The organism is Olegusella sp. (genome assembly GCF_057238325.1).
This window is the reverse complement of the sequence record NZ_DBHHGF010000002.1, coordinates 24023-46234: the sequence shown is the minus strand read 5'-3', so window position 1 is coordinate 46234 and position 22212 is coordinate 24023. Positions and strand designations below refer to the sequence as shown.

Sequence of the window (22212 nt, the reverse complement as noted above, 5' to 3'; positions counted from 1 at the left end):
GATGATCGATCTTGCCCTTTTCGTTGGCAGGCTTTTGCTTGTCGCCTTCCTTTACCTGTTCCTCTTTACCACGATGAAGACAGGTATTGGTCTTGTACGCGGACAACGCAAGGATGCTGCGATTTGGACAGTGAGTGTCGAGAAGGGTCCTTCTAATCTACGCGGTCTCAGTGTGGATATCTTGGGACCCGTCGTAATGGGGCGCTCACCTTCATCCGATATCGTAATTGATGAGCCATTTGTTTCAGCTACACATGCGCGTTATACCCTCCAGGGTCCTGCCTTGGTACTTGAAGATTTGCAATCAACCAATGGCACCCTTGTAAATGGACACCCCATCGACCAGCCCGTTACGCTCAGGGACGAAGATGAGGTACAGGTGGGCGATGCCATCATGCGTATTAGCCGACGCTAGCGAGATATCCTCATGAATCTATCCTTGCTAAAAAATTCGGTAAAGCGACCCTCACTCCACCGGAGCACCAAAGAGAAAAAAGCTCCCGTGATGAGTCCAGGGCATGATACGCTTTGCCTAGATTCGCGGGAAGATTCACAAACTGCCACCGGCTCGACAACGCGTTTGTCTTGGGGTGTACGCTCTGACGTTGGTCTCGTACGTGACCATAATGAGGATTCTTTTCTTGTTCGTGCGCCATTGTTTGCCGTTTGTGATGGTATGGGCGGGCATGCCGCAGGTGAGGTGGCTAGCTCCATTGCTGCTCAGACACTTGCCGAACAAGCGCCTCTTGAAGCGGATGATGTGTACCTAGGTGCTGCTGTTGAAGCAGCAAATCTTGCTGTTATCAATGGCGCCAAAGAGGGTAAAGGCAAACCCGGCATGGGTTCTACCTGCACCTCCGTCATTATTATTGGTGACAAAATGGCAATCGCACATGTGGGAGATTCGCGCCTTTATCTTTTGCATGCAGGTACACTCGTACGTCTCACGCACGACCACTCCTACGTTGAGGAGCTAGTTGATGCGGGTGAGATTACTGCTGACGAGGCACGGGTTCACCCCTCGCGTTCGGTTATCACACGTGCGCTGGGCTCTGATCCCGATATGTATGCCGACCACTTCACCATCAATGTTTCTACGGGAGACCGCCTGATTTTGTGTTCTGATGGTCTTTCATCCATGATCGAAGATTCAAAAATTGAAGCGGTTGCCGTATCCTGTGCCACCCCTCAGTCTGCTGCAGATAGCTTGGTTGCTGAGGCGCTTTCTGCAGGTGGCCATGACAACGTTACTGTTTTGGTAGTAGATATCGAAGACGATGGTTTAGAAGAGGCGCGCTGGACAAAAAAGAAACGCCATGCCTTACGTGTGGCTGCTTTTATTCTTGGCTTTGTCCTGTTGATGTTAGCGTCAATGACTTTGATAATCCGTTCGTCTTACTTCCTTAAAGATCATAATGGGCGCATTGCTATTTACCGAGGTTGGAATGACTACGTCTTTGGCTTCCCACTCAATGAATGGGTGGAAACCTCAGATGTACAAACCTCCGAAATTACTGATGAGGCAACGCGCACTCGCTTGGAACATGAGGGCGTTGCAGCAGAAAGTTACAAAGATGCCTACGCCAAGATAAATGCTTATATGGAAAACACTACAAAGACTCTCGACCAAACAGCGGAAACCAAGGAGAAAGTCGAACAAGAAGGTATTTCTCCCAACAATCCCGCGGTGCCTCTGGGTGAGGGAAATAAGACGAGCAACACAAATACTTCTGGGGCAGGTGAATAAGGTGCGGGAACAAAAAATCAACGGTAGGCGCAATACAGAGTTGCTATTACTGCTACTTGCTGCCGTACCTGTAGGTCTGCTTTATGCCATGTATTTGGTCTCTGACAAGGTCACTCTGAGTGTCTCAGCATTTGCTGTACCACTAGGACTTCTTATTGCTTTTACCGGTGCGCATCTTGCTGTACGTAAGCTTGCCCCTGCAGCAGACCCCGTGATTTTACCTTTGGTATTTGTGCTTTCAGGCATTGGTATCACCTTTGTGTCGCGGCTCACGGGAGGACAAACAAACAGCCAAGTTATATGGCTATTTGTCTCGGTTGCGGCAATGGTAGCCACGCTCTATTTTGTACCCAGTCTCGATCGGCTGGCGGAATACAAATTTACCCTGGGCATTACGGGTATTGTGTTGCTACTTATTCCAATGATCTTTGGTACTGAAATCAACGGCTCACGCCTCTGGCTACGTTTGGGACCTCTATCTTTCCAACCAGGTGAGCTTGCAAAGATTCTCATCATCTTGTTTCTTGCAGCTTATCTCGCAGAAAATCGAGAAATGCTCTCTGCTTCCACGCGTCATATCGGGCCACTTGCGCTTCCCCGCCCACGCATGTTGGCGCCTATGTTGGTCATGTGGGGCATCTCGCTGCTGGTAGTAGTCTTTGAACGCGACCTGGGTAGCGCCCTGCTTTTCTTTAGCTTCTTTGTACTCATGCTTTATGTTTGCACGGGACGCCCAAGCTATGTCATTTTCTTCTTTTTACTGCTTGCCATTGGCGGCATCTTTTGCTTTAAGTTTTTTGGTCACGTACAAACTCGTGTACATATGTGGCTTGACCCCACCCAAGATCGCTGGGGTAGCGGCATGCAAATTTTACAATCGCTCTACTCGTTGGCAGACGGTGGCATGGTGGGCACAGGCATCGGCAAGGGTCTAGCAGCCAAGACTGTTACTTTTGTTCAGTCTGACTTTATTTTCTCTGCTATCGGAGAAGAGATGGGGTTGCTGGGTGCCTCTGCTGTGCTGATTTGTTATTTGCTGCTGGCGGTGCGTGGTCTTGCCACTGCAGCGCGCGCACGTTCTGATGTCTCCGCATTTACTGCGGCAGGGCTTACCGCCGCTATTGCTGTTCAGGCCTTTGTTATCGTGGGTGGCGTCACCAAAATGTTGCCACTTACAGGCGTCACCCTACCTTTTATGAGTCAGGGCGGCAGCTCGTTGCTAGCTAGCTTTATCATCATCGGTCTTTTACTCCGCGCAGGAGACGAAGGTACAGGACATGGTGTCCAGGTAGAGACTTCTGACTCAATTAAATTTAATACCAGCAAAAATCCTGCCCTCACCGGTGCCCGCACCGCCTCTGCAGTAGTGCATGGTGCACACGCCCGTGGACGCTATGGCATGCTCACACCTGAATCTGGCGTACTCGGACGTGTAGCGCTGGGTAAACGACTTACCGTGATTGTCTCCGTGTTTTCCCTGATGTTTGCTGCACTCATTGCAAACCTCACCTATGTGCAAGTCATTCATGCTGAAGCCCTACAGCACGACCAATACAACACCCATACCGCACTTAAAGCTCGCCGCGTCCAACGTGGCTCTATTGTGACTTCCGATGGAATAACACTCGCAGAATCAGTCTTGCAGGGCGATGGTAGCTACCAACGCAACCATCCTCAGGGTTCTCTTGCGGTACATACAGTTGGCTTTGTTTCCACCGGAGAGATTACTGGTGTCGAACTAGCAGCAAATGATGCACTCAAGGGTGATGCGGACTTTTCAAACCTGCATAACGCTCTGCTTTCGTTGGCAGGAGTACCCAACTCAGGCTCGTCTGTTGTGCTTACCCTTAATTCGCAAATGCAGCGTGCAGCTGAACGCGCACTCGACGGATATGTGGGTGCTATTGTTGTCCTCGATCCCTCAACAGGCGCTGTATTAGCAAAGGCCTCTTCACCCACCTACTCGTATGATCAAAGTGGTTATATCGTAGCTGATGATAAGAATTCACCTCTTGTCGACAGGACCACTTGTGCACTATATGCACCAGGATCTACTTTCAAAACACTCACTCTGGGAGCCGCTCTTGACCTCAAGCGCACTACGCTTGAAACCTCCTATCCCGCTCCCGCTTCAATGGATTTTGGCGGAGCCGCAGTAACCAACTTTGAAAACAATTCCTGGGAGTCTCTCAGTGCGAAGGATGCCTTTGCAAACTCTGCCAATACTGTCTTTGCACAGATAGGTAGCCAGATTGGGGCTAAAAATCTTATCTCCTATGCTCAGGCGGCTGGCTATGGCAGCTCTATTGGTCAGGACTTCTCGGCTTTGCCCTCTACGATGCCCACAGTCGACGATATGTCTGAGTGGGAAACTGCTTGGGCAGCAGCAGGCCAGCCTGTTGGACAACACAAGGGCAACAATGGCCCCTACACTACCGTGATGCAAAATGCTGTGCTTGCAGCAGCAGTTGCAAATGGTGGCGAAGCTATGAAACCCTATGTTATTGACCACATTGTTTCTAACGAGGGCACAACCACCTCTGAAACTCAGCAGGTTTCCCTCGGCAAGGTCTTTTCTACTTCTACAGCCGACCAGCTCAAAGAAGCAATGTTAAGCGTAGTTGAGTCAGGTACGGGTGGCGGAGCTGCCATCCGTGGAGTCCAAGTGGCCGGCAAAACAGGTACCGCCGAAACCAATAATGGCAAATGGTCCAACTCACTGTTTATCGGTTTTGCTCCTTATAAAAATCCCACTGTTGCTATCTCGGTAGTCATTGAGCAGGTCGATGATAATTCTGTTCACGGCGTTGCCACTGCTGTGGCAGGAGAAGTACTTGCCGCTTGTCTCAATGTACAAGCGGCGGGTGCCAGTTGATCTATGTGAGTAGCGTAGCTTCGCACTCAACGAGCGAAGCTTATGAGATTATGTAAGAACGCAGTAAACGTGCTGCGAGCAAGATAGGAGCTGCAAATGCCAGGTAGGACACTCGGCGGACGATATGAAGTTCAGGACAAGGTTGGGGCAGGTGGAATGGCGGTTGTTTACCGCGGTCTCGACCGCGTGTTAGGCCGTACTGTCGCTATCAAAACAATGCTCCCGCAGTATGCCAATGACTCGTCCTTTGCTGCTCGCTTTAAGCAGGAGGCTCAGGCTGCGGCAGCTTTGCAGAGCCCCTATATTGTCTCGGTGTACGACTGGGGTAAAGATAACGACACCTATTACATCGTGATGGAGTATTTACGCGGTACTGACCTCAAGAGCGGTATCCGTAGACACGGTGCCCTTGATGGCAAGAAGGTTGCTCAGATTGGCTCACAGATTGCACAGGCTCTCTCTGTAGCCCATCGTCATGACATTATTCATCGTGACATCAAGCCTCAGAATATCATGGTGCAGCCTGACGGCAATATCAAGGTCATGGACTTTGGTATTGCACGTGCAAAAAACAGCCATCTTACAACCGATAACTCTGTCCTTGGCACAGCTCACTACGTATCACCCGAGCAAACTCAGGGTAAACCTTTGGGTCCCACCACGGATATCTACTCACTTGGCGTTGTTATGTACGAAGCTGCAACAGGTAGTGTGCCTTTTGATGGGGACGATGCAATTTCTGTTGCACTCAAGCAGGTCAATGAAACTCCTCAGCCACCAAGTCAACGCAATCCTGCGATTGACCCCTCGCTTGAGGGTATTATTCTCAAGTGCATGCAAAAAAATCCTGATGCGCGTTTCCAAAGTGCCGACGAGTTGGTACGTGTATTGCACGACTATCTTGCAGGCAGGCTTCAGGAAGTCAACAATGCAACCGCTGTATTACCACTCGCTGCAGCTACTGCACAGATTGGTGCTCCTTCGGCTACGGCTACCCAACGTGTAACTCCTGTACGCACCACATCTGCGCGTGCGCGCCAGACCTCAGCCACCGAGCTGGCACGCGAACAACAAGAAGCCGAAGAGCGCCGAAAGAGTCGTCGTACTATCTTTGGTGTACTGGGTGCTATTGCACTTGTTATTGCTGTTATCGCGATTCTTTGGACCACAATCTTTGCTGGTGGTGGCACCAAGGCGGTACCCAACCTCTCAAACCTCTCGCGCAAAGATGCTATTGAGACAATTGAGTCCACAAATTGGTTTAAGGTAGGTGAGGTTCGTGAGGGCTACAGCGACACTGTCGAGTCTGGTCGCGTCATGAGCCAAGATCCTGCCGCAAACAAGCAATTTGCCAAAGATACCGAAATTAATATCACTATCTCTAAGGGCGAAAAGCCAGCTGAAGATGTCTCTGTTCCCGATCTTAGCAATATGACTGCCAAGGAAGCCGAAGATGCTCTGCTTAGCAGGGGTCTCATTGCAAAGGCTGGTGACGGTGTATACACCCCCGATGTAGAAGCAGGCAAAGTTGTCTCTCAAGATCCCAAACCAGGCACTGCTGCAAAAGCCGGCGATAGTGTTACCTATCAGCTTTCTTTGGGTGTCGAATCGGTCAAAGTGCCTGATGTAACTGGCATGGGTCAAGACAATGCAACTGCAACTTTAAACAACGCTGGCTTTAAGGTAGACGTGCGCGAGGAAGCTTCTAACGAAGTTGCCAAGGGTGTTGTTTTCCGTCAGTCTGCCACTGGAAAGGCTGATAAAGGATCTACGATTGTCATCACTATTTCCTCTGGTCCTTCTTCTATTGATGTTCCATCTGTCGTAGGCTTTACTCAAGAAGAAGCTCAGAGTGCTCTGAGCGATGTGGGGTTTGAGGTCAGTGTAGAGACTGCATCTAGCTCAAACGTAGAGAAGGGTACGGTTATATCACAGAGTCCGGGAGGTGGCCGTAGTGCTTCTGTAGGCTCTACCATCACCATCACTGTTTCTACCGGACCAGCTCAAAGTGATGACTCTTCACAGTAGATAAATGACTCACAAACTCTGCGCTCTTTTCTCGTATAATCAGCGCGTTTGTGCGATATGCGGTGCGTAAATTACGATGACTTACGCCTGAAGCATTAAGGAGACCTTCACATGGAATCGATGGATATGCGCCCCGACTCCCAAGGTAAAGTGCGCGACATCTATGATTGCGGTGATAAGTTACTCATGGTCGCAAGTGACCGCATCAGTGCTTATGACTTTATCTTGCCTGACGAGATTCCTTACAAAGGTGAAATTCTTACCCGCATTTCGGCATTTTGGTTTAAGCGTTTTCAGGATTTGATTCCCAATCACATGGTTTCGATTGATCCTGTTGCGCTACCCGATGAGTATGCGGGGTATACGGATTACCTTGCTGGCCGCTCTATGCTTGTTCGTAAAGCGCAACCTTTGCCTATTGAATGCATCGTGCGCGGCTATCTCACAGGTTCTGGTAAAAAGACCTACGATCAGGACTGCACGGTTTGTGGCATCAAGCTACCCGAAGGTCTTGTCGAAGCTTCTCAGCTACCTGAGCCTATCTTTACACCCTCTACTAAAGCCGCCATCGGCGACCATGACGAAAATATCTCGTTTGAGCGCTGCGCAGAAATCGTCGGCGAAAAGACGGCAACTCAGCTTCGTGATGCTTCATTGGCGCTGTATTGTGCTGCTGCCGAGTATGCTTTAACGCGCGGCATCATTATTGCTGATACCAAGTTTGAGTTTGGTCTGATTGATGGCCAACTTACATTAATTGATGAATGCCTTACCCCTGACTCTAGTCGCTTCTGGCTTGCTGAGGGTTATGCTGCTGGTAGTATTCAGCCAAGCTATGACAAGCAGTACGTCCGTGATTGGCTGCGTGCCAACTGGGATATGACTGGTGAGCCCCCTCACCTCCCCGCTAAGGTGATTGAGGGCACCTCTAAGCGTTATCAAGAGGCATACCAGATTATTACTGGCGAAAGTTTTACCCCCATGAAGGAGACTCATGTCACTGCGTGATACTTTAGCCGGCGCGCGCGAAGAAGCTGCACTCAACGGCAATCCCTTCGCCAAGACCGCAACCGACACAAAAGCAGATCAGCAAGAAGATGATCCCGCGGTAAAGAAAAGCAGCGTTGGTCAATACAAGAGTTCAGCTGCTCGTGCTAAGCCCAGCCGCGAGGCTGCCGCCACAGTCCGCGTTGTATCTTCTGAGGATTACAAACTCGGTAAAACTGGAAAAGCTCAGTCTGAGATGACCAAAGAAGAGCAAAAGGCCGAGCGTCGCCGTCAGCGCAACATCGCTGATGCTCGCACGCGTGTTGCTCGATCCATCTTGAATGGTCACGCCTCTTATAAGCGTAGCCAGCATATTTGGTGGGCTCTGCTTGGTGGCGGTATGGGCATGACCGTATTGTCTTTGGTATTGAGCCGCTTCTTCCCTGCCGAAAAAAGTAGTTTTGGTGCCACGCTAAGTGTGATTGCGCTGGTATCTGCTTACGCGCTGATTATTGCTGGTTTTATCTATGACTGGCGCTCTGTACGTCCTATGCGCAATGCCGCCGATGCAGAAGTTGCGCGCATGTCAGACAAGCGTGTTTTGCAGTATGCTGCTACACATCTTGACGAAGACGTTCCCAAGAAGTCTACGCGCGGCAAGAAGGATAAAGACGCAAAGTAATTTTCTTTGGGTCAAAGCCGTGGCGGCATTGCTTGCCAACAGGTGATAAAATGACCCTTACGCACGGCCCCGTAGCTCAGGGGATAGAGCACAGGTTTCCTAAACCTGGTGTCGACGGTTCGAATCCGCCCGGGGTCACCAGTACATACAGCAGGTCAGGCAATGCGTCTGGCCTGCTTTTTCTTGTAATGCACCCCTTGCTCTGCAGGCGGTTCGCAATGCATCTTTTTGCTTACATCGGGTTCAATGTGCGTCCTTGCGGAAATTTTTATCTGGGGCTTCTCGAGCTGTTTGGTACGCTTTTGAACCCTCTGCATAAAAGAGCTCACAGACGGTTCAGAAAGCTTCCTTTTGCCCACAGGCGGTTCAATAAGCACCCTTGCGACAATTTTTACCTGGGCATTCTTCAGCCGTTTAGTACGGTTTTGAACCGTTTGCAACAAATGAAGTACAACGGGTTCATAAAGCACCCTTTTGTGGCGTTTCTATTCCTTAGTGGAGCGTTCCCATTCCTTAGTGGAAGTTCCTATTCCTCGGTGGAATCCTGCTTGCGACCATGACGAGACTGATCAGTGGGAATGCGCATGGTAAAAGTGGTGCCATGCCCCAACTCGGATTTCACAGAAATGGTGCCATTGTGTAGGTCAATGATGCCTTTGGTAATAGCAAGCCCAACGCCTAGACCTCCCGAGGCGCGCTCGCGCCCCGCGGCCGAACGCCAAAAACGTGAGAAGGTCCTGGGGATCTCTTCTTTGGCAATACCAATACCTGTATCGCGCACTGAAATCAGCACGTCATCGTGGTCAGATTCCACAGTCACCAACACCCAACCGCCTTCAGGTGTATAGCGCATAGCATTAGACATAAGGTTGGTGATCGCCTCACGAATACCATCAGGATCTACGTCGGCATAAAGCTCGTGATGTGGCGTCTTATCGTCAAAAGCAAGACGTAGGCCCTTACCAGCAAAGAGACGCTCCTGCATCGATACCAAACTACGTACCAGATAAACAATATCAGTGTGCTCGGGATGGAATTGCGTTTTACCATTTTCAAGACGCGAAAGATGGAGCATAGCATCAACTAGACGAGACAGTCGGCGCACTTCATCATCCACTGTCTGCAGATGCTCTTCATCAGCAGGCAACACACCATCTTGCATTGCCTCCACCGTAGCCTGAATTGCCATCAGAGGCGTACGCAGCTCGTGGGCAACATCTCCCGTAAGACGACGCTCGTGCTTGATATCACGCTCAAGACCTGTTGCCATCTCATCAAAAGTCTCACCTAGGCGACCAATCTCATCATCACCCGAAAGCTTAGTACGCGCAGTAAGATCGCCATTGCGAATTTGGCGCGCAGTCGAGGTAATGCGGTTAATCGGTCGCACGAGCGAACGTGAGAAAAACACACCCATAACCAAGGCGATCGCCACAGCAATCAGCGCCGCCCATACAATTGCGTTATACGAATCTGTACGAAATCGTGCGTCCGTCTCGGTAAGCAAAGAGCTTGAGTCTCTCGCCCACATACGAACAGTGCCCACCTCGCGACCACTGCTGGCTTTCACTTTTGCGGTCACAGCGCTCAAAGATTTGGCAACTTTTTCTTGTTCTGCTTTACCATCGCCTTTGTCAGCACTGTCATAAATTTTGCGCCCAGCAGAGTCTTGTACCAAAACACCAATCTGCCCATATTCACCAACGATGGTTTTGACAAAACTCTCTGAATCGGCACTCCAGCCACCCACTTGGTCATAGTGGGCACCAAGCGTATCTGCTGTAGAGCGTACAATGCGCTCCATATTACTACGTGCGTAACCTTGGAACTGATCCTCCCATACATAGGCAAGTACCATCGAGAGCACAACCGCCGTCATAATAGCTGTGACAGCAAAAAGGACCGCTGTGCGCAATTGAAATGAACCTGACGGGCGTGATTGTGGTTCCGGACGCATAGTATTGTAGGTCCCACGACGCGAATCCTCATGGGACCTGCTTTCATTACCTCTGCCTACATCAAAGAGGTCGGACAAAACTTAGTTCGCCGCCTCGTCATCAGACTTGCTTGGCGCCTCAAACCTATATCCAACACCATGAACGGTGTAGAGCCAACGAGGGTGGCGGGGGTCGTCTCCCAGCTTGGCACGAAGATTCTTAACATGAGAGTCGATGGTGCGCTCGTAACCCTCAAAATCATAGCCGAGAACCTTTTCAACCAGCTCCATGCGCGTATACACGCGACCAGGGAAGCGAGCAAGTGTGGTAAGCAGCTTGAATTCAGAAGCCGTCAGATCAACTTCTTGATTGTCAACAAGCACCTTGTGACCAGTGATATCAATGACTAAATCGTCAAAGTCAAGCACCTCAAGTGCGGGCTCATTCTCGGCATGAGCGCGACGCAACAAGGCGCGCACGCGGGCAACTAGCTCGCGTGGTGAGAAAGGTTTAATCAGATAGTCATCCGCACCAAGCTCAAGACCAATAATACGGTCCTCTACCTCACCCTTTGCCGTCAACATAATGATAGGCACATTAGAGGTCTCGCGAATGGTACGGCAAACACGCTCGCCTGAAAGTTTGGGCAACATCAAGTCAAGCACAATCAAATCAAAGGAATGCTTTTCAAATTCCTCAAGGGCACTTTGACCATCACCAACACCGCGTACGGCATAGCCTTCGCGCTCAAGGTACGCCGCAACAGCATCACGAATGGTCTTCTCATCCTCAACGAGTAGAATCCTCTTTTCATCAGCTGCCATGTCGCTCTCCTTAGTTTCAATTTGTTAAGCCTCGGTTTATATAAACATGTCCAAGGCGCCAATCTTCGCAAAACACCCACACAATCACCACATATTTTAGCACGCCTGCGTATTTCTGGAAAGACATGCCTTAGTGATAATCCTACGGATTTTTCTAAGCAACAGCTTAAGCTAGCTGTATTTAAAGCTGAAAAGTACGCACTTCAACTGACGCAGGATAACCTGTTGTGGCATCTTTGACCGTTGCAAAGCTAACGAAAGTCTTGCACTCTCCATCACGAGCAGGAAAATCACCGTAGTCTACTGTACGATCCGCTGCAGATAGGGTTGAGTAGCGCTCCTTCTCCGTATTGATAACAAAGTAAGAAGAACGACTCTTCACAATGTAGAGACCGTCTTTTCCCGCAACCTCAGCAGCGGGCTCGCGCGGTAACACGACAAAAGGTCCATCACTTGCGCCAATATAGGTACCCATTGATGCAAGAAGACCGCCTGCAGCATAGCTTGCCTCAATGGAGAAAACAAATTTCTCGCCTATACGCACAGCAAACATAGGACTGACACTTTGAGGGAGAACCAGCTGGTCCACGACAGTTTTGAGATTGTCGTCGAGGGAATATGCCGTAATGCCGTAAAACACTCCCTTGGATGCATGCACGCGCAGCGACATGGTAACGGTAGTACCCGAAATCTCAGGGCCTGTTGCAAAACGGCCAGGAGACTCAACTACCACGCGAGCTTCAGATGAGCCGAGCTTCCATAAGTAGCAGCGAGAATTCTCTGTGGTTTTATTGCCTGTTTTGGACGGCATAACTTGCCAGATAACCTTGTCCCCGGCGACCGCCATGCGAGGAGGATCCCAGTTTGAGTTTGCTTTCCATAAGGTTGAGCTGGTACCAGTAAGCTCACCATTAGAAAAAGGCGCGGCATAGAGCGCCCAGGACTTGGTAAGCAAATCCATCTCGACCCAAGCATATGTCGAATCAGAACAACGCACATCAAAAATTGCAATACTCGGAGTATCACCTGTTACTGTAGAGGTAACTACGTTAGATACCGTACCTGCAGATACACTGAGGGCTGCACCCAAAATTGCAGGCTTTGAAGTAGTTCCCACCGAAGTCATCGCAAGCCAATCACCATCGCCCGGACGCAGTACACTACCTAGAGGAAGGTTGTAGGTTTTGTCCTCGCTAATTGGCAGGTCAGTAACTGAGTAGACGCTTTCATTGGTTTCAGGATTGATGACATAGTGAGCCTTGTTTTTATCTACGACAACAGGGGCTTCAGCATCTTCATCGCTGGGATGAGAACAGCCAGCAAGAATGCTTATGGCTCCTGCCGTCACGCCTGTGACCGCAGTTGCTTTAAATAGGCCGCGGCGAGTAATGCCAGGCCATTTTTTGAAAGGCATGTCTCTCCCCTTTTACCAGAAAAACTAAAAGCTCAAACCTTCCAGACGATCAAATAGGATGTCCGAGCGCTTGAGGAATGCTCTTGGATCAAAGATCGCATCAAGTTGCTCCGCACCCAACGTACACTCAGGATCAGCTTCAAGACGTTCACGGAAACTGGGACCTTGACGCACCTGCTGCACATCATGCCATGTATCCATAGCATTGCGCTGAACAACGGCATAGGCAGCTTCGCGCGTAATACCCGTCTCCACCAAAGCAAGCAGAACTTTGGAAGAATAGATGAGGCCACGCGTTTTGTTGAGATTTGCTTTCATTTGCTCTGGATACAAAATTAAGCCATCAATGATGCGAATGAGGCATTGGAACATATGGTCAAGCGCAATAAAAGAGTCCGCCATTGCGACACGTTCGGCAGAACTATGTGAGATATCGCGCTCGTGCCAAAGCGCAACGTTATCAAAGGCAACCTGAGCGTTTGCTTTGACAATGCGGCTAAGACCACACACTTTCTCAACCGTAATAGGATTGCGCTTGTGAGGCATAGCCGAACTGCCTTTTTGTCCCTTGCGGAAAGGCTCTTCCGCCTCAAGCGTATCGGTTTTTTGGAGGTTTCGGACCTCAGTAGCAATGCGCTCACAAGTGGCTGCGGTAGTCGCAAGAACACCAGCAAGATATGCATGGTGGTCGCGACTAACCACCTGAGTGGACAGGGGGTCTGCGGTAAGACCAAGATGCTCACAGACATACTGTTCTACGAAGGGGTCAATAGAAGAGTAAGTACCCACGGCACCGCTAATTGCACCAAAAGCAACGTTGGCGCGCGCATCTTGCAAACGCTGTAAATCGCGATAAAGTTCCCACGCCCAGCTACCAAACTTCATACCAAAAGTCATTGGCTCAGCATGGATGCCGTGGGTACGTCCAACGCAAAGGGTATTTCGCTCTTCAAACGCACGGTGGCGGCAAATCTCACCCAACTTACGCACGTCTTCAATAAGCAGGTCAGTGGCTTGGGTTAGCTGATAACAAAGCGCAGTATCACCAAGATCGGAACTTGTCATTCCAAAGTGAACCCAACGACTAGGCTTTGGCTCACCCTCGGGGATTTCTTCATCAATATAGGAACCCATATTGGTCAAAAATGCAATGACATCGTGGTTGGTAACTGCCTCGATGGCATCTACTTCTTCGCGATTAAATTTTGCATGGGCGCGGATATAGGCGGCTTCTTCGGGTGTAATACCCGTCTCGCCCAGCTCTGCCTGAGCTTCGCAGGCTAACACTTCGATTTCTTGCCAGATGGCATACTTGTTCTCAAGTTCAAAGATGTCTCCCATCTCAGGGCGGGCATAGCGACCGATCATCTGCATCCTTTCACCGAGGTAACCTGCGTATCAATTCTAGCGCAGCAAACGGAAAGTCTAGACAAAGCAGCACATCCCATATGCAAAGCTCAGCTTGAATATAGTGGCAATACATATCTCGCTTGTACGACGCGATATTCCAACTAAAAAACCAAGCGCTCAGAGCGCGTTTAAGAGGCGCAAAGCAGCTTCTGCGACATTTTATACTGCAATAAGAAAAATGCCCTATCTTCACGGTAGAGAAATCTAGCTCGAAAACACCGCTTTTTACCTGCAGATTTATTAGTGCTTCTACTCATAAGGTTAAAAACTGCTTTAATTCTTACAGCCCTGACCTGACAAAATAACGGTCTTGGAAAACCGATTTTTTATTTTTTGACCGCAAAAACATCCACACTATTAAGCATACAATTCACTTATTTATTTTATTAACTGGTCAAATGTTACATATTGCAATAATAGTGTGGATGTTTTCGAATACATTTCTTTTTATTGAAGCAAACCTCTGTAATCTCAAGACTCTAAGGGAATTCAGTGGGTTTTGGCATATAGAAAAAGTGTGTCTGATTACGTGTCTTACACAGGGCCTGAGATAGCTTCTGACACACCCCTAAGTTGTTAAGAAGCAGACCACGCACAGCCTCGCAACGTGGTACGTAGTACGGTGCAGACCTGCAACATGCAAAAAGAGTTCACAATTCATCAGCTCCATCGGAATTCGGTTCATAATTCATCAGCAGACGGTGAATTGGGTTCATAATTCCCCACCAACCTAAAATTTACCAGGCATTTTGTGGAGCAAAACGTGAAAAAAGGAACCCTTTGCAAGTGGGATGATGAAATAAGAGCCCTTTGCGAGTGGGATAAACGATGGGCTTTTCCCAAGTAGGCGATGAACGAGGGGGCTTTTGGGGTGGGGCGGTGCACAGTGACCCTTTTCCTGCGCTGTCAAAATTTCGATAGATGGTTCGTTTCGCTAGATGGTTCATCCTTCGGACTTGCGAAAAAAATGACCAGCGTTTTACGCTTGCTTACTTCGAAACTTGAACCATCTGTGGTTGTGTTTGTGGTTGGTATCCCACCTGTGCTCCAAATAGTGAACTTGCATGTGCTGAAAAGTGTCTTTTTCATCGGTCATTTAGTGGTTATACATATGCCTCGGGCACGCATTTTCCTATATGCCGCTATTTGCCACTCCGTGTCACTTCGGCAAGAAAAAAGGCCAGGGCCGAAGCCCTGACCTTGTACTTTCTGGTGGGTCGTGTGGGAATCGAACCCACGACCTTGGGATTAAAAGTCCCCTGCTCTACCAACTGAGCTAACGACCCTTGCGCTTTGCCACGCGTGGCGATTTTACCACGCCGCGGACTTTTATGATACGAACAAGTAGCTCGATATGAATTTTTTTCGTGCAAACCTACTATAAAGTCTTGGGTTCATCGGCAATTGCTTGAACCAAACGAACGAGCAACTCAACAACAGAGTCCATCGACTGAACAACCGCAAACTCTTTGCGACCATGGAAGTTATGGCCACCGACACCGAGATAGGGGCAGGGCAAACCCTTAAAGGAAAGAGTCGCCCCATCGGTACCACCACGAATAGGGCCGGTGTCCGCCTCAACACCCATATCTTTCAAAATCTGAATAGGCAGTTCTAAGAGACGTGGATGCTCGTTGATAATCTCAATCATATTTCTGTAGGATTCTTCAATATTGACCTCAACTGTGCCTTCACCATATTTGCTATTGAGGAACTCAGCGATCCTATGCATATGCTCAGCACGTCCCTGTGCTAAAGCTAAATCATGGTCGCGGATGATGTAGTCCAAATCCATCCGCTCAACATCACCCTTCATTTCGATCAGGTGATAGAAACCTTCATAACCCTCGGTATGCTCAGGGGTTTCACTATCAGGAATCAAACCATCAAACTCGCAGGCGATACGGCAAGCATTCTTCATCATGTTTTTCGCTGAACCGGGATGGATACTAAAGCCGTTAATGCGCACGGCTGCACTCAACGCATTGAAGGTCTCACCCTGCACCTCACCAAATGCCTCGCCATCAATGGTATAGGCCACATCAGCATTAAACCCCTCAATATCAAAGAAATCGCTGCCACGACCGATTTCTTCGTCGGGAGTAAAGCACACTTCAATAGTGCCGTGCTTAATGGTGGGATCAGCCTGCAATTGTTCGGCTAGGGTCATAATCTCCGACACGCCTGCTTTATCATCGGCACCGAGTAAGGTAGTACCATCGGAGGTCACAATATCCATCCCTTCATAGCGAGCCAGGAAGGGGTAGTCATCGCGACTTACCACATAGGCTTTCTCGGCATCTTGTACGAGGTCACCACCTGTATAGTGAATCACCTGAGGCTTAATATCGGTATAAGCAGCTGCACTCGATACATCAATATGAGCAACAAGACCAAGGACGGGACCATCGTAATTCTCGATATTCGCAGGAATAGTGCCGCGTACGTAACAGTGCTCATCAACACCAACATGTACAAAACCCAAGGTTTCCATCTCTGTGGCTAGATCGCGAGCAAAAATAAACTCATCTGGGTTGCTTGGCACTTCAGTCGCCTCAGGATTAGATCCAGTGGGGTAGCTTACGTATTTCAGTAGCCTTTCATAGGCACGCATAACACGCCTCCGTAGTATTGTTGTAACTCTAGCTTTCCCAAGACCATTGACCATGAACAAAGATGGGGGTTTCAGAGCCATCTTTGTTCACACCCCAAATATCCATGTCGTCAGAGCCAATCATAAAGTCTACGTGAGTTGCACTTTGATTGACGCCTGCGGCGACAAGCTGATCTTTGTCCATTTCAAGGCCACCTTCGATACACTCGGGAAAGCCCATACCCAAAGCAAGATGACAGCTAGCGTTCTCATCGTAAAGCGTGTCATAGAAAAGCAGGCCTGACTGTCTAATGGGCGTGCTTTTGGAGATTAATGCGCACTCACCCAGTCGGCATGCATCTTCATCCGTCTTGATGATGTGCTCAAGGACCTCTCTACCCTCAGCAGCGTCAAACTCAACAACACAACCAGCCTCAAAACGTAACCAGAAGTCGCGCACAATTTGACCAGCATGAACAAGCGGCAATGCAGAGTACACAATACCATCAACACGCATACGATCAGGTGTCGTAAAGACTTCCTCTGTGGGAATATTGGGGAAGAAAACCGTGCCATCCTTGGTGCGACCTGCACCGCCCTCCCAAATCCCATTTGGATTCAGGCCCACAATTAAATTGGTTCCGTTAGAAGAACGATAACGCAGGCGATCGTATTTTGCGGTATTAAGCAGGCGTTTGTTCTTTTCAAAGGTGGCGTTGTGTGTTTCCCAAGCACCCTGAGGGTCGTTACCATCAGAGCGAGCAACGGACAGAATTGCCACCCACAGGTGATAGACTGCCTCCTCAGCAGACATCCCTGGGAAGACCTTCTTTGCCCATGCCTCGACAGGCACACCTGCGATACACCACACATTGCGACCAAAGTCCATACCATCGCGGAATGATTTGCATTCAAGATTGCGTGAACGATGCGCAGCGGCTGGTTTTGCAGGGTCTATACCTGCCAATATTGCAGGATCAGTGCCTTCAAGAAAAAGAAATGCCGCACCCGCTTCGGCAAGGCTGTTGAGTTGCTCGCGTTTCCAGCTGGGTGTGTGTTCAAACCAGGAGATATCGACGTTTTCATACTCCATACGCGTAATCGCATCATCAGCCCAAATCACCGTAACGTGACCAGCACCGGCCTCATAACCCGCTTTAACTACACGACGAGCAAAGTCGGCACACTCAACAGGAGCAGAAACTACAAACTCTTGACCTGGCCTAATCGAACAACCCACACGAACCAAAAGTTTTGCATAGTTTTCAATTTGGTGCGAAAGGCCCTCGATTGCTCGCCTGCACTCTTGCGAGGTCATAGGGATATCAGGCATCTCCTTCTCCCCTCTTGTACTATCTTTCCGATACTTCTTTTTCCGTTACTAGTGTGCCCCAAAACCTAGGTACCTTAGACACAAAACAGGCCCCGAAGGGCCCGATGATATGTATGGAGCGGGCAACGGGATTCGAACCCGCGGATGATGGCTTGGGAAGCCATTGCCTTACCACTTGGCGATGCCCGCATTGCGTGGAGATTTTATCACAGGGAGAGAAACTCGCGCGAGTTTTCGGCCAAACGCACGTGATTGCCATGTCAATTACAGGGATTGGCGCTGGATGTTTGCAGACTGCCACCAGTTATTATCCAGCGTTTGTGCAGTTGAAAGCAGTTATCATCCAAGCTAAATCCAAGCTAGCAGGTGTAGAGTCATCTCCTCAACAAAAAGGAGAATGACTATGTTTATTGCTATCGAGTGTGGAAGAAGAAAATCAAGCCGACAAAAACGCACACTTAGTACAGTTTGTCTACCTTTTTATAAACCAACCTTGCGTGGAGGAGATCTGTGTAGCTCTGCCATACATTTAGGTGTGGGACACGCTGGTCGAGCGCGCACCCTATTGTTTGGCGACCTTAATAAACCTCCAAGGTTTAGCGACATTAATAAACCTCCAAGCTCTCAAGCGAAGGGCTTGGAGGTTAAAACGCGCTAACACTTAAAAGCTCAACACTAACAATTGCATATATTTATGATCTACGGATAATCTCTGCAACAAGCTCGGCAACCGAATTGACTTGTGCGGGATCTACCTCATCAGGATCATCATCAGGTACCTGAGAAAGTGCCAAGGCACCATTAGGAGTAAGGCCACAAATGGTTGCAGCACGCATCCTTGCACGCATGGCAGGCGTGGCGTCAGTATCCTCCCAGTCGTGCTTGCTGCGACCAAGCTCAATGTGAAGATCGTCGGCGATCTGACCAATGAGACGCGCAAGACGGCGATCGGCTTTGCGGGAATTTACCTGACCTTCTTCAGTCAGCAGCGTCAACTCTCCATCACCAACACAAGAGAGATTAATGACAAAGGAACCACGCGCATTGCGACGATTTTCTGCAAGGAAGGCTTTCATACCCGCATGGTCTGCATACGAACCACCCAATGCCACAAACCAGATGTCATGGGCGAGCAGTTCGTCATCACCCATAGCCAAAATGCTATCGCGAAGCTCTTCTTGTACCCGAACATCATCTTCGTTGGTACGCTTGCCGTCACGCCTTGTAGCGCCGCCCTTCCAACTATTGTTGGGGCGAGGTTTGCCGCCTTCGTCATCATCAAAATGTTCCCAGCTGCCGATAGCGCGGCCATCCTTCTTGGCATCGTAATCATCACCAACGCCTAGCCAGTCACCTAAAGATTCGGGCTCTTCTTCGGCTTTGTTGCCGCGGTGGAACAAGCCGCGACGACGCTTGTTTTTAGGCTTCTCATCCTGAGGTGCTGGGGCACGATGCAGAGTTGTTAATGATTGAGGCGCAACATCCTCCTCCTGCGCGTCTACGTACGCTTCACTCGTACGTTGAGCGGCAGCATCAATCGCAGCATCAATCGCTGCGCGAGCCTGCTGGCCAGCCTCACTCATACGACGACGAGATGTCTTTGCGGTGGACTCAAGCTCATCACCCAATGGATCAACATCGTCCTCATCGCCCGAGGGATCAGGCAAATCAAAAAGAACGGCACGACGAGCCACACTGCTTACAGGTGGCCTGAAATTAGACTTACCCCAGTCGGGATCATCAAGGGCCGCAGGTTCGGGTTGCACGTCAGGCAGTCTGGAAGAAACAACCGTCTCATCTGTGGCTAAGGTATCCAAACCCGACGGGTCTTTGGTATCAGCATGCTCGTCAACTTCTTGGCCATTTGCCAGCTGACCTAAAGGAATAAACGGCAGAGTACCATCAGCATCTTCTTGGATGCGTGGCATCACGCGGGTCTCCATAGAGGCTTCTTCGGCATCGAACTCAGCTGCTGTAGATTCAATCTCAGCAGAGGACAGTGAATTCTCTGGTTTTGCAGAGGAGCTAGCTGCTTCAGCAGGCATGGATTCGAGTTCGGTTTCTGACCCAGTCTCAGATCCAGATGCCACCTCGGAAGCCTGTGTAGGTTCCACATCAAGCTCAGCTAGGACTTCACGGGGAGACCGAATAGCAGAAGTATCAGGTGCATCTGTCCATAAAGATTCTTCGGTCTCTTCCCCAGCAGCGTCTTCTTCGCTTGCCTCGTCTATGGCTTCTTCATCTACTTCATCGATAGCATCAACAAGCTCATCGGAAGCCTTGTCGCCTTGTTCAGGCGCTGTTTCTTCAATAACATCCTCATCTTCAGGAATTTCTTCCTCGATAATGGCATCGAGATATTGATACTCGTCGTATTCGTCCTCTTCACGCTGACTTGTCACAGGTTCGAGTTCTTCGTCATCAGAGTATTCATTGTCGCTAGAATCAAAATCTTCCTCTGATCCAAGGTCTTCATCGGGATAACTATCCTCAGCGTAATCATCTTCAGGTACCTCATTGCTATCCTGAATGTACTCTTCCTCATCTATAGGAGCGTCCTCATAGCTCAGCTCTTCTTCATATTGCTCGGGCTCAACAGATCTGTGAGCAGAAATACTGTCCTTTATGCGCGCAAAGAATCCCTGAATACGAGCACCCATACCTTGCGGCTGGACTTCATCGGGCACGAGATAGCCATCTTCTTCTTCGTCGTAATACTCGTCGTCATATACCTCAGCATCGGATTCTTGTTCTTCGTAGGACTCTTCCGCATCTTGATAGAAAAGTGCGTCGGTAACGGCTTCCTCCTCCTGCTTGTCCTCATCGTTGTTATTCTCAACCATCTCGGGCAGCTTATAAATAATCTCGCAACTCGCAGGCAGAATGTGCAGCGCTTCGAGAGTCTCCTGACCATGCCGGACTCCAAGCACTTCTTCATTCTTTGCTTTGCGTGTCACAACTCGAGCAGCTGAAATCGGTTCTTCATAGAGATGCTCAATAGGAGTCGCAGGCTCTGCAGACGTAGGTTCAGACACAGATTCCTCTGGAGCCTCCATGGACGGCTTTTCAGAATCTTCAGCCTCTTTTGCAGGGAGCTCCTCTGCGTCTTCCACTGCAGACACTAGCTCGCCAGAATCATTTGACTCGGCAGAGTAATCTGCTTCTTCGTTATCTTCAGCAGTTTCAGTCTCTAAATCCACAGACTCTTCTTCAAGCTCCTGCTCTTCAAACTCATTGGTATATTCAGGTTCGCCCTCAAATTCCTCACCCTCTACGGGTTCGACATCAAGGTACTCGTCTTCGTCGTACTCATCATCGTATTCAACATCTTCATCATCGACATCAGCTGCAGCAGCGACATCCGTACCAACTACAACACCAGCAGCTACAGCGGCTTGGGCTGCTTCTTCCTGAGCAGCAGTTGCACGTTCTTCCTCAGCAGTCATAGCTTCGGCTTCTGCAGCCTCAGCCTCTGCTTGTAGACGCGCTTCTTCGTCTTCGGCTGCCTTGCGAGCAGCTTCTTCTGCGGCGGCGGCTTCCTCAGCTGCGATCCGTGCACGCTCAGCAGCCTCACGATCGCGCTGCTCGCGCTGCTCACCATAGCCCGTTGCCTCATCATCGCCAGGATGCACCATAGACATCACGCCAAGAAGGGCAGCTACACCAGATTTGTTGTCGTTGCTGCCTTCTGTACAAGGAGCAAAGCGTTGTTGCAAATCGGCAACGCCAATCATCAACAGTGGCAATGCACAAATAATTGCAATGACCCACATAATGTGACGCGCAGCAGAAGGAATAAAACCAAAGGATTGCACCACGCCAAAAAACACCGCGAGGCAACTTGCTTGAGGGGAATACTTGCGTAGCAAGGACTGCCAACGCGCAAAAGGCTCATTGCTCAGTAGGTTCTCACGAGGCGTATCGTAGTGGGCAACAATCACAATAGGACGATTGCCTTTGACTACCAGCGGACCTGTGGCACGGTGAATACCAATGACGTTCTGACTTTGAATCTTGCCGCCCAAGCCACCCAGCAAATCAACAATACCTGCATGATTTAGGGCAAGCAAAACAAATGCAGCCAGAGCTAGAAGAATACCCACGACCATTGCTGGTGTACCCAACAAACCCGACAAAAAGACACCGATAAACAGTAAAATACCCACTACACGGTATGGCAGCTTTCCAAGGCCGGGCGCCTCAAAATCCTGCATACGTGTTTCAAGGCCGTGACTTTGCATCAGGGACTCAATAGTACTAGCGGCCTGATACTCTTCTTCACTGTTTACTGGGGCGATATCGACCTTTTGGTTTAGATACTCCAGATAATCGCGCGAAGTTGACATACTGCTCATCCTTTGTGGGTGACGAATACACATTGA

Annotated in this window: 15 protein-coding genes and 3 tRNA genes; 8 read left to right on the top strand and 10 right to left on the bottom strand. The window is 49.5% G+C overall.

From position 1 onward, the window contains the following. Position 1 precedes the first annotated feature (1 nt). The 7 genes from ACO5JD_RS02880 to ACO5JD_RS02850 all read left to right on the top strand — a co-directional run bounded on the left by ACO5JD_RS02880 (position 2) and on the right by ACO5JD_RS02850 (position 8460). Positions 2 to 415: an FHA domain-containing protein gene (locus tag ACO5JD_RS02880; protein ID WP_484987445.1), complete on the top strand. Its 414-nt coding sequence runs from the start codon at positions 2 to 4 to the stop codon at positions 413 to 415. Between the two features lie 90 nt (positions 416 to 505). Then, the gene (locus ACO5JD_RS02875; RefSeq protein ID WP_484987443.1) at positions 506 to 1747 is read left to right on the top strand and encodes a Stp1/IreP family PP2C-type Ser/Thr phosphatase; all 1242 of its coding nucleotides are present in this window, start codon (positions 506 to 508) and stop codon (positions 1745 to 1747) included. Position 1748: 1 nt separating this feature from the next. Continuing rightward, positions 1749 to 4622 carry an FtsW/RodA/SpoVE family cell cycle protein gene (locus ACO5JD_RS02870; protein WP_484987441.1) on the top strand — a complete coding sequence of 958 codons (2874 nt, stop codon included), beginning with the start codon at positions 1749 to 1751 and terminating at the stop codon, positions 4620 to 4622. A 96-nt stretch (positions 4623 to 4718) separates the two neighbouring features. Then, positions 4719 to 6650, top strand: coding sequence for a Stk1 family PASTA domain-containing Ser/Thr kinase (pknB, locus tag ACO5JD_RS02865; RefSeq protein WP_484987439.1), 1932 nt, complete (start codon positions 4719 to 4721; stop codon positions 6648 to 6650). A 111-nt stretch (positions 6651 to 6761) separates the two neighbouring features. Beyond that, the gene (locus ACO5JD_RS02860) at positions 6762 to 7658 is read left to right on the top strand and encodes a phosphoribosylaminoimidazolesuccinocarboxamide synthase (protein WP_484987437.1); all 897 of its coding nucleotides are present in this window, start codon (positions 6762 to 6764) and stop codon (positions 7656 to 7658) included. After that, a complete protein-coding gene (locus ACO5JD_RS02855; RefSeq protein WP_484987435.1) occupies positions 7645 to 8319 on the top strand; it encodes a hypothetical protein in 675 nt (224 codons plus the stop codon). Before ACO5JD_RS02860 ends, ACO5JD_RS02855 begins: the two co-directional genes overlap by 14 nt. 65 nt (positions 8320 to 8384) lie before the next feature. Next, positions 8385 to 8460, top strand: a tRNA-Arg gene (locus ACO5JD_RS02850). Between the two features lie 14 nt (positions 8461 to 8474). Here ACO5JD_RS02850 and ACO5JD_RS02845 read toward each other — a convergent pair. The 9 genes from ACO5JD_RS02845 to ACO5JD_RS02805 form a co-directional block, all read right to left on the bottom strand. Beyond that, positions 8475 to 8636 (bottom strand): hypothetical protein, encoded by a 162-nt coding sequence (locus ACO5JD_RS02845; RefSeq protein ID WP_484987433.1) that lies wholly within the window; start codon positions 8634 to 8636, stop codon positions 8475 to 8477. A gap of 209 nt (positions 8637 to 8845) precedes the next feature. Further along, complete coding sequence (locus tag ACO5JD_RS02840) at positions 8846 to 10198, bottom strand: sensor histidine kinase (RefSeq protein WP_021625269.1); 1353 nt, start codon at positions 10196 to 10198, stop codon at positions 8846 to 8848. A gap of 159 nt (positions 10199 to 10357) precedes the next feature. Continuing rightward, positions 10358 to 11080 (bottom strand): response regulator transcription factor, encoded by a 723-nt coding sequence (locus ACO5JD_RS02835; RefSeq protein ID WP_021625268.1) that lies wholly within the window; start codon positions 11078 to 11080, stop codon positions 10358 to 10360. 181 nt (positions 11081 to 11261) lie between these two features. Beyond that, the gene (locus ACO5JD_RS02830) at positions 11262 to 12494 is read right to left on the bottom strand and encodes a Tat pathway signal protein (protein ID WP_484987431.1); all 1233 of its coding nucleotides are present in this window, start codon (positions 12492 to 12494) and stop codon (positions 11262 to 11264) included. Positions 12495 to 12518: 24 nt separating this feature from the next. Beyond that, on the bottom strand, positions 12519 to 13862 hold the full coding sequence (gene purB, locus ACO5JD_RS02825) for an adenylosuccinate lyase (RefSeq protein WP_484987627.1): 1344 nt from the start codon (positions 13860 to 13862) through the stop codon (positions 12519 to 12521). 1252 nt (positions 13863 to 15114) lie between these two features. Beyond that, a tRNA-Lys gene (locus ACO5JD_RS02820) sits at positions 15115 to 15190 on the bottom strand. Positions 15191 to 15282: 92 nt separating this feature from the next. Further along, the gene (pepT, locus tag ACO5JD_RS02815; protein ID WP_484987429.1) at positions 15283 to 16518 is read right to left on the bottom strand and encodes a peptidase T; all 1236 of its coding nucleotides are present in this window, start codon (positions 16516 to 16518) and stop codon (positions 15283 to 15285) included. Between the two features lie 28 nt (positions 16519 to 16546). Next, entirely contained in the window at positions 16547 to 17830 is a 1284-nt protein-coding gene (locus ACO5JD_RS02810; RefSeq protein ID WP_484987427.1) for an aminopeptidase, read from the bottom strand. Between the two features lie 114 nt (positions 17831 to 17944). Continuing rightward, positions 17945 to 18019, bottom strand: a tRNA-Gly gene (locus ACO5JD_RS02805). Between the two features lie 59 nt (positions 18020 to 18078). On the opposite strand from ACO5JD_RS02805, the gene ACO5JD_RS02800 reads away from it, so the two are divergent. Beyond that, a complete protein-coding gene (locus ACO5JD_RS02800; RefSeq protein WP_156894128.1) occupies positions 18079 to 18231 on the top strand; it encodes a hypothetical protein in 153 nt (50 codons plus the stop codon). A 291-nt stretch (positions 18232 to 18522) separates the two neighbouring features. Here the strand turns inward: ACO5JD_RS02800 and ACO5JD_RS02795 are convergent, their stop codons facing one another. Next, the gene (locus ACO5JD_RS02795) at positions 18523 to 22176 is read right to left on the bottom strand and encodes a hypothetical protein (RefSeq protein WP_484987425.1); all 3654 of its coding nucleotides are present in this window, start codon (positions 22174 to 22176) and stop codon (positions 18523 to 18525) included. Positions 22177 to 22212: the final 36 nt, after the last annotated feature.

Bases quoted from the DNA above. Each gene is read 5' to 3' on its own strand.
- ACO5JD_RS02875 (WP_484987443.1), top strand. From the start codon at position 506: ATGAGTCCAGGGCATGATACGCTTTGCCTAGATTCGCGGGAAGATTCA.
- ACO5JD_RS02845 (WP_484987433.1), bottom strand. From the start codon at position 8,636: ATGCAGAGGGTTCAAAAGCGTACCAAACAGCTCGAGAAGCCCCAGATA.
- pknB (WP_484987439.1), top strand. From the start codon at position 4,719: ATGCCAGGTAGGACACTCGGCGGACGATATGAAGTTCAGGACAAGGTT.
- ACO5JD_RS02880 (WP_484987445.1), top strand. From the start codon at position 2: ATGATCGATCTTGCCCTTTTCGTTGGCAGGCTTTTGCTTGTCGCCTTC.
- ACO5JD_RS02830 (WP_484987431.1), bottom strand. From the start codon at position 12,494: ATGCCTTTCAAAAAATGGCCTGGCATTACTCGCCGCGGCCTATTTAAA.
- ACO5JD_RS02855 (WP_484987435.1), top strand. From the start codon at position 7,645: ATGTCACTGCGTGATACTTTAGCCGGCGCGCGCGAAGAAGCTGCACTC.
- ACO5JD_RS02835 (WP_021625268.1), bottom strand. From the start codon at position 11,080: ATGGCAGCTGATGAAAAGAGGATTCTACTCGTTGAGGATGAGAAGACC.
- purB (WP_484987627.1), bottom strand. From the start codon at position 13,862: ATGATCGGTCGCTATGCCCGCCCTGAGATGGGAGACATCTTTGAACTT.
- ACO5JD_RS02860 (WP_484987437.1), top strand. From the start codon at position 6,762: ATGGAATCGATGGATATGCGCCCCGACTCCCAAGGTAAAGTGCGCGAC.
- ACO5JD_RS02795 (WP_484987425.1), bottom strand. From the start codon at position 22,176: ATGTCAACTTCGCGCGATTATCTGGAGTATCTAAACCAAAAGGTCGAT.
- ACO5JD_RS02840 (WP_021625269.1), bottom strand. From the start codon at position 10,198: ATGACGGCGGTTGTGCTCTCGATGGTACTTGCCTATGTATGGGAGGAT.
- ACO5JD_RS02810 (WP_484987427.1), bottom strand. From the start codon at position 17,830: ATGCCTGATATCCCTATGACCTCGCAAGAGTGCAGGCGAGCAATCGAG.
- pepT (WP_484987429.1), bottom strand. From the start codon at position 16,518: ATGCGTGCCTATGAAAGGCTACTGAAATACGTAAGCTACCCCACTGGA.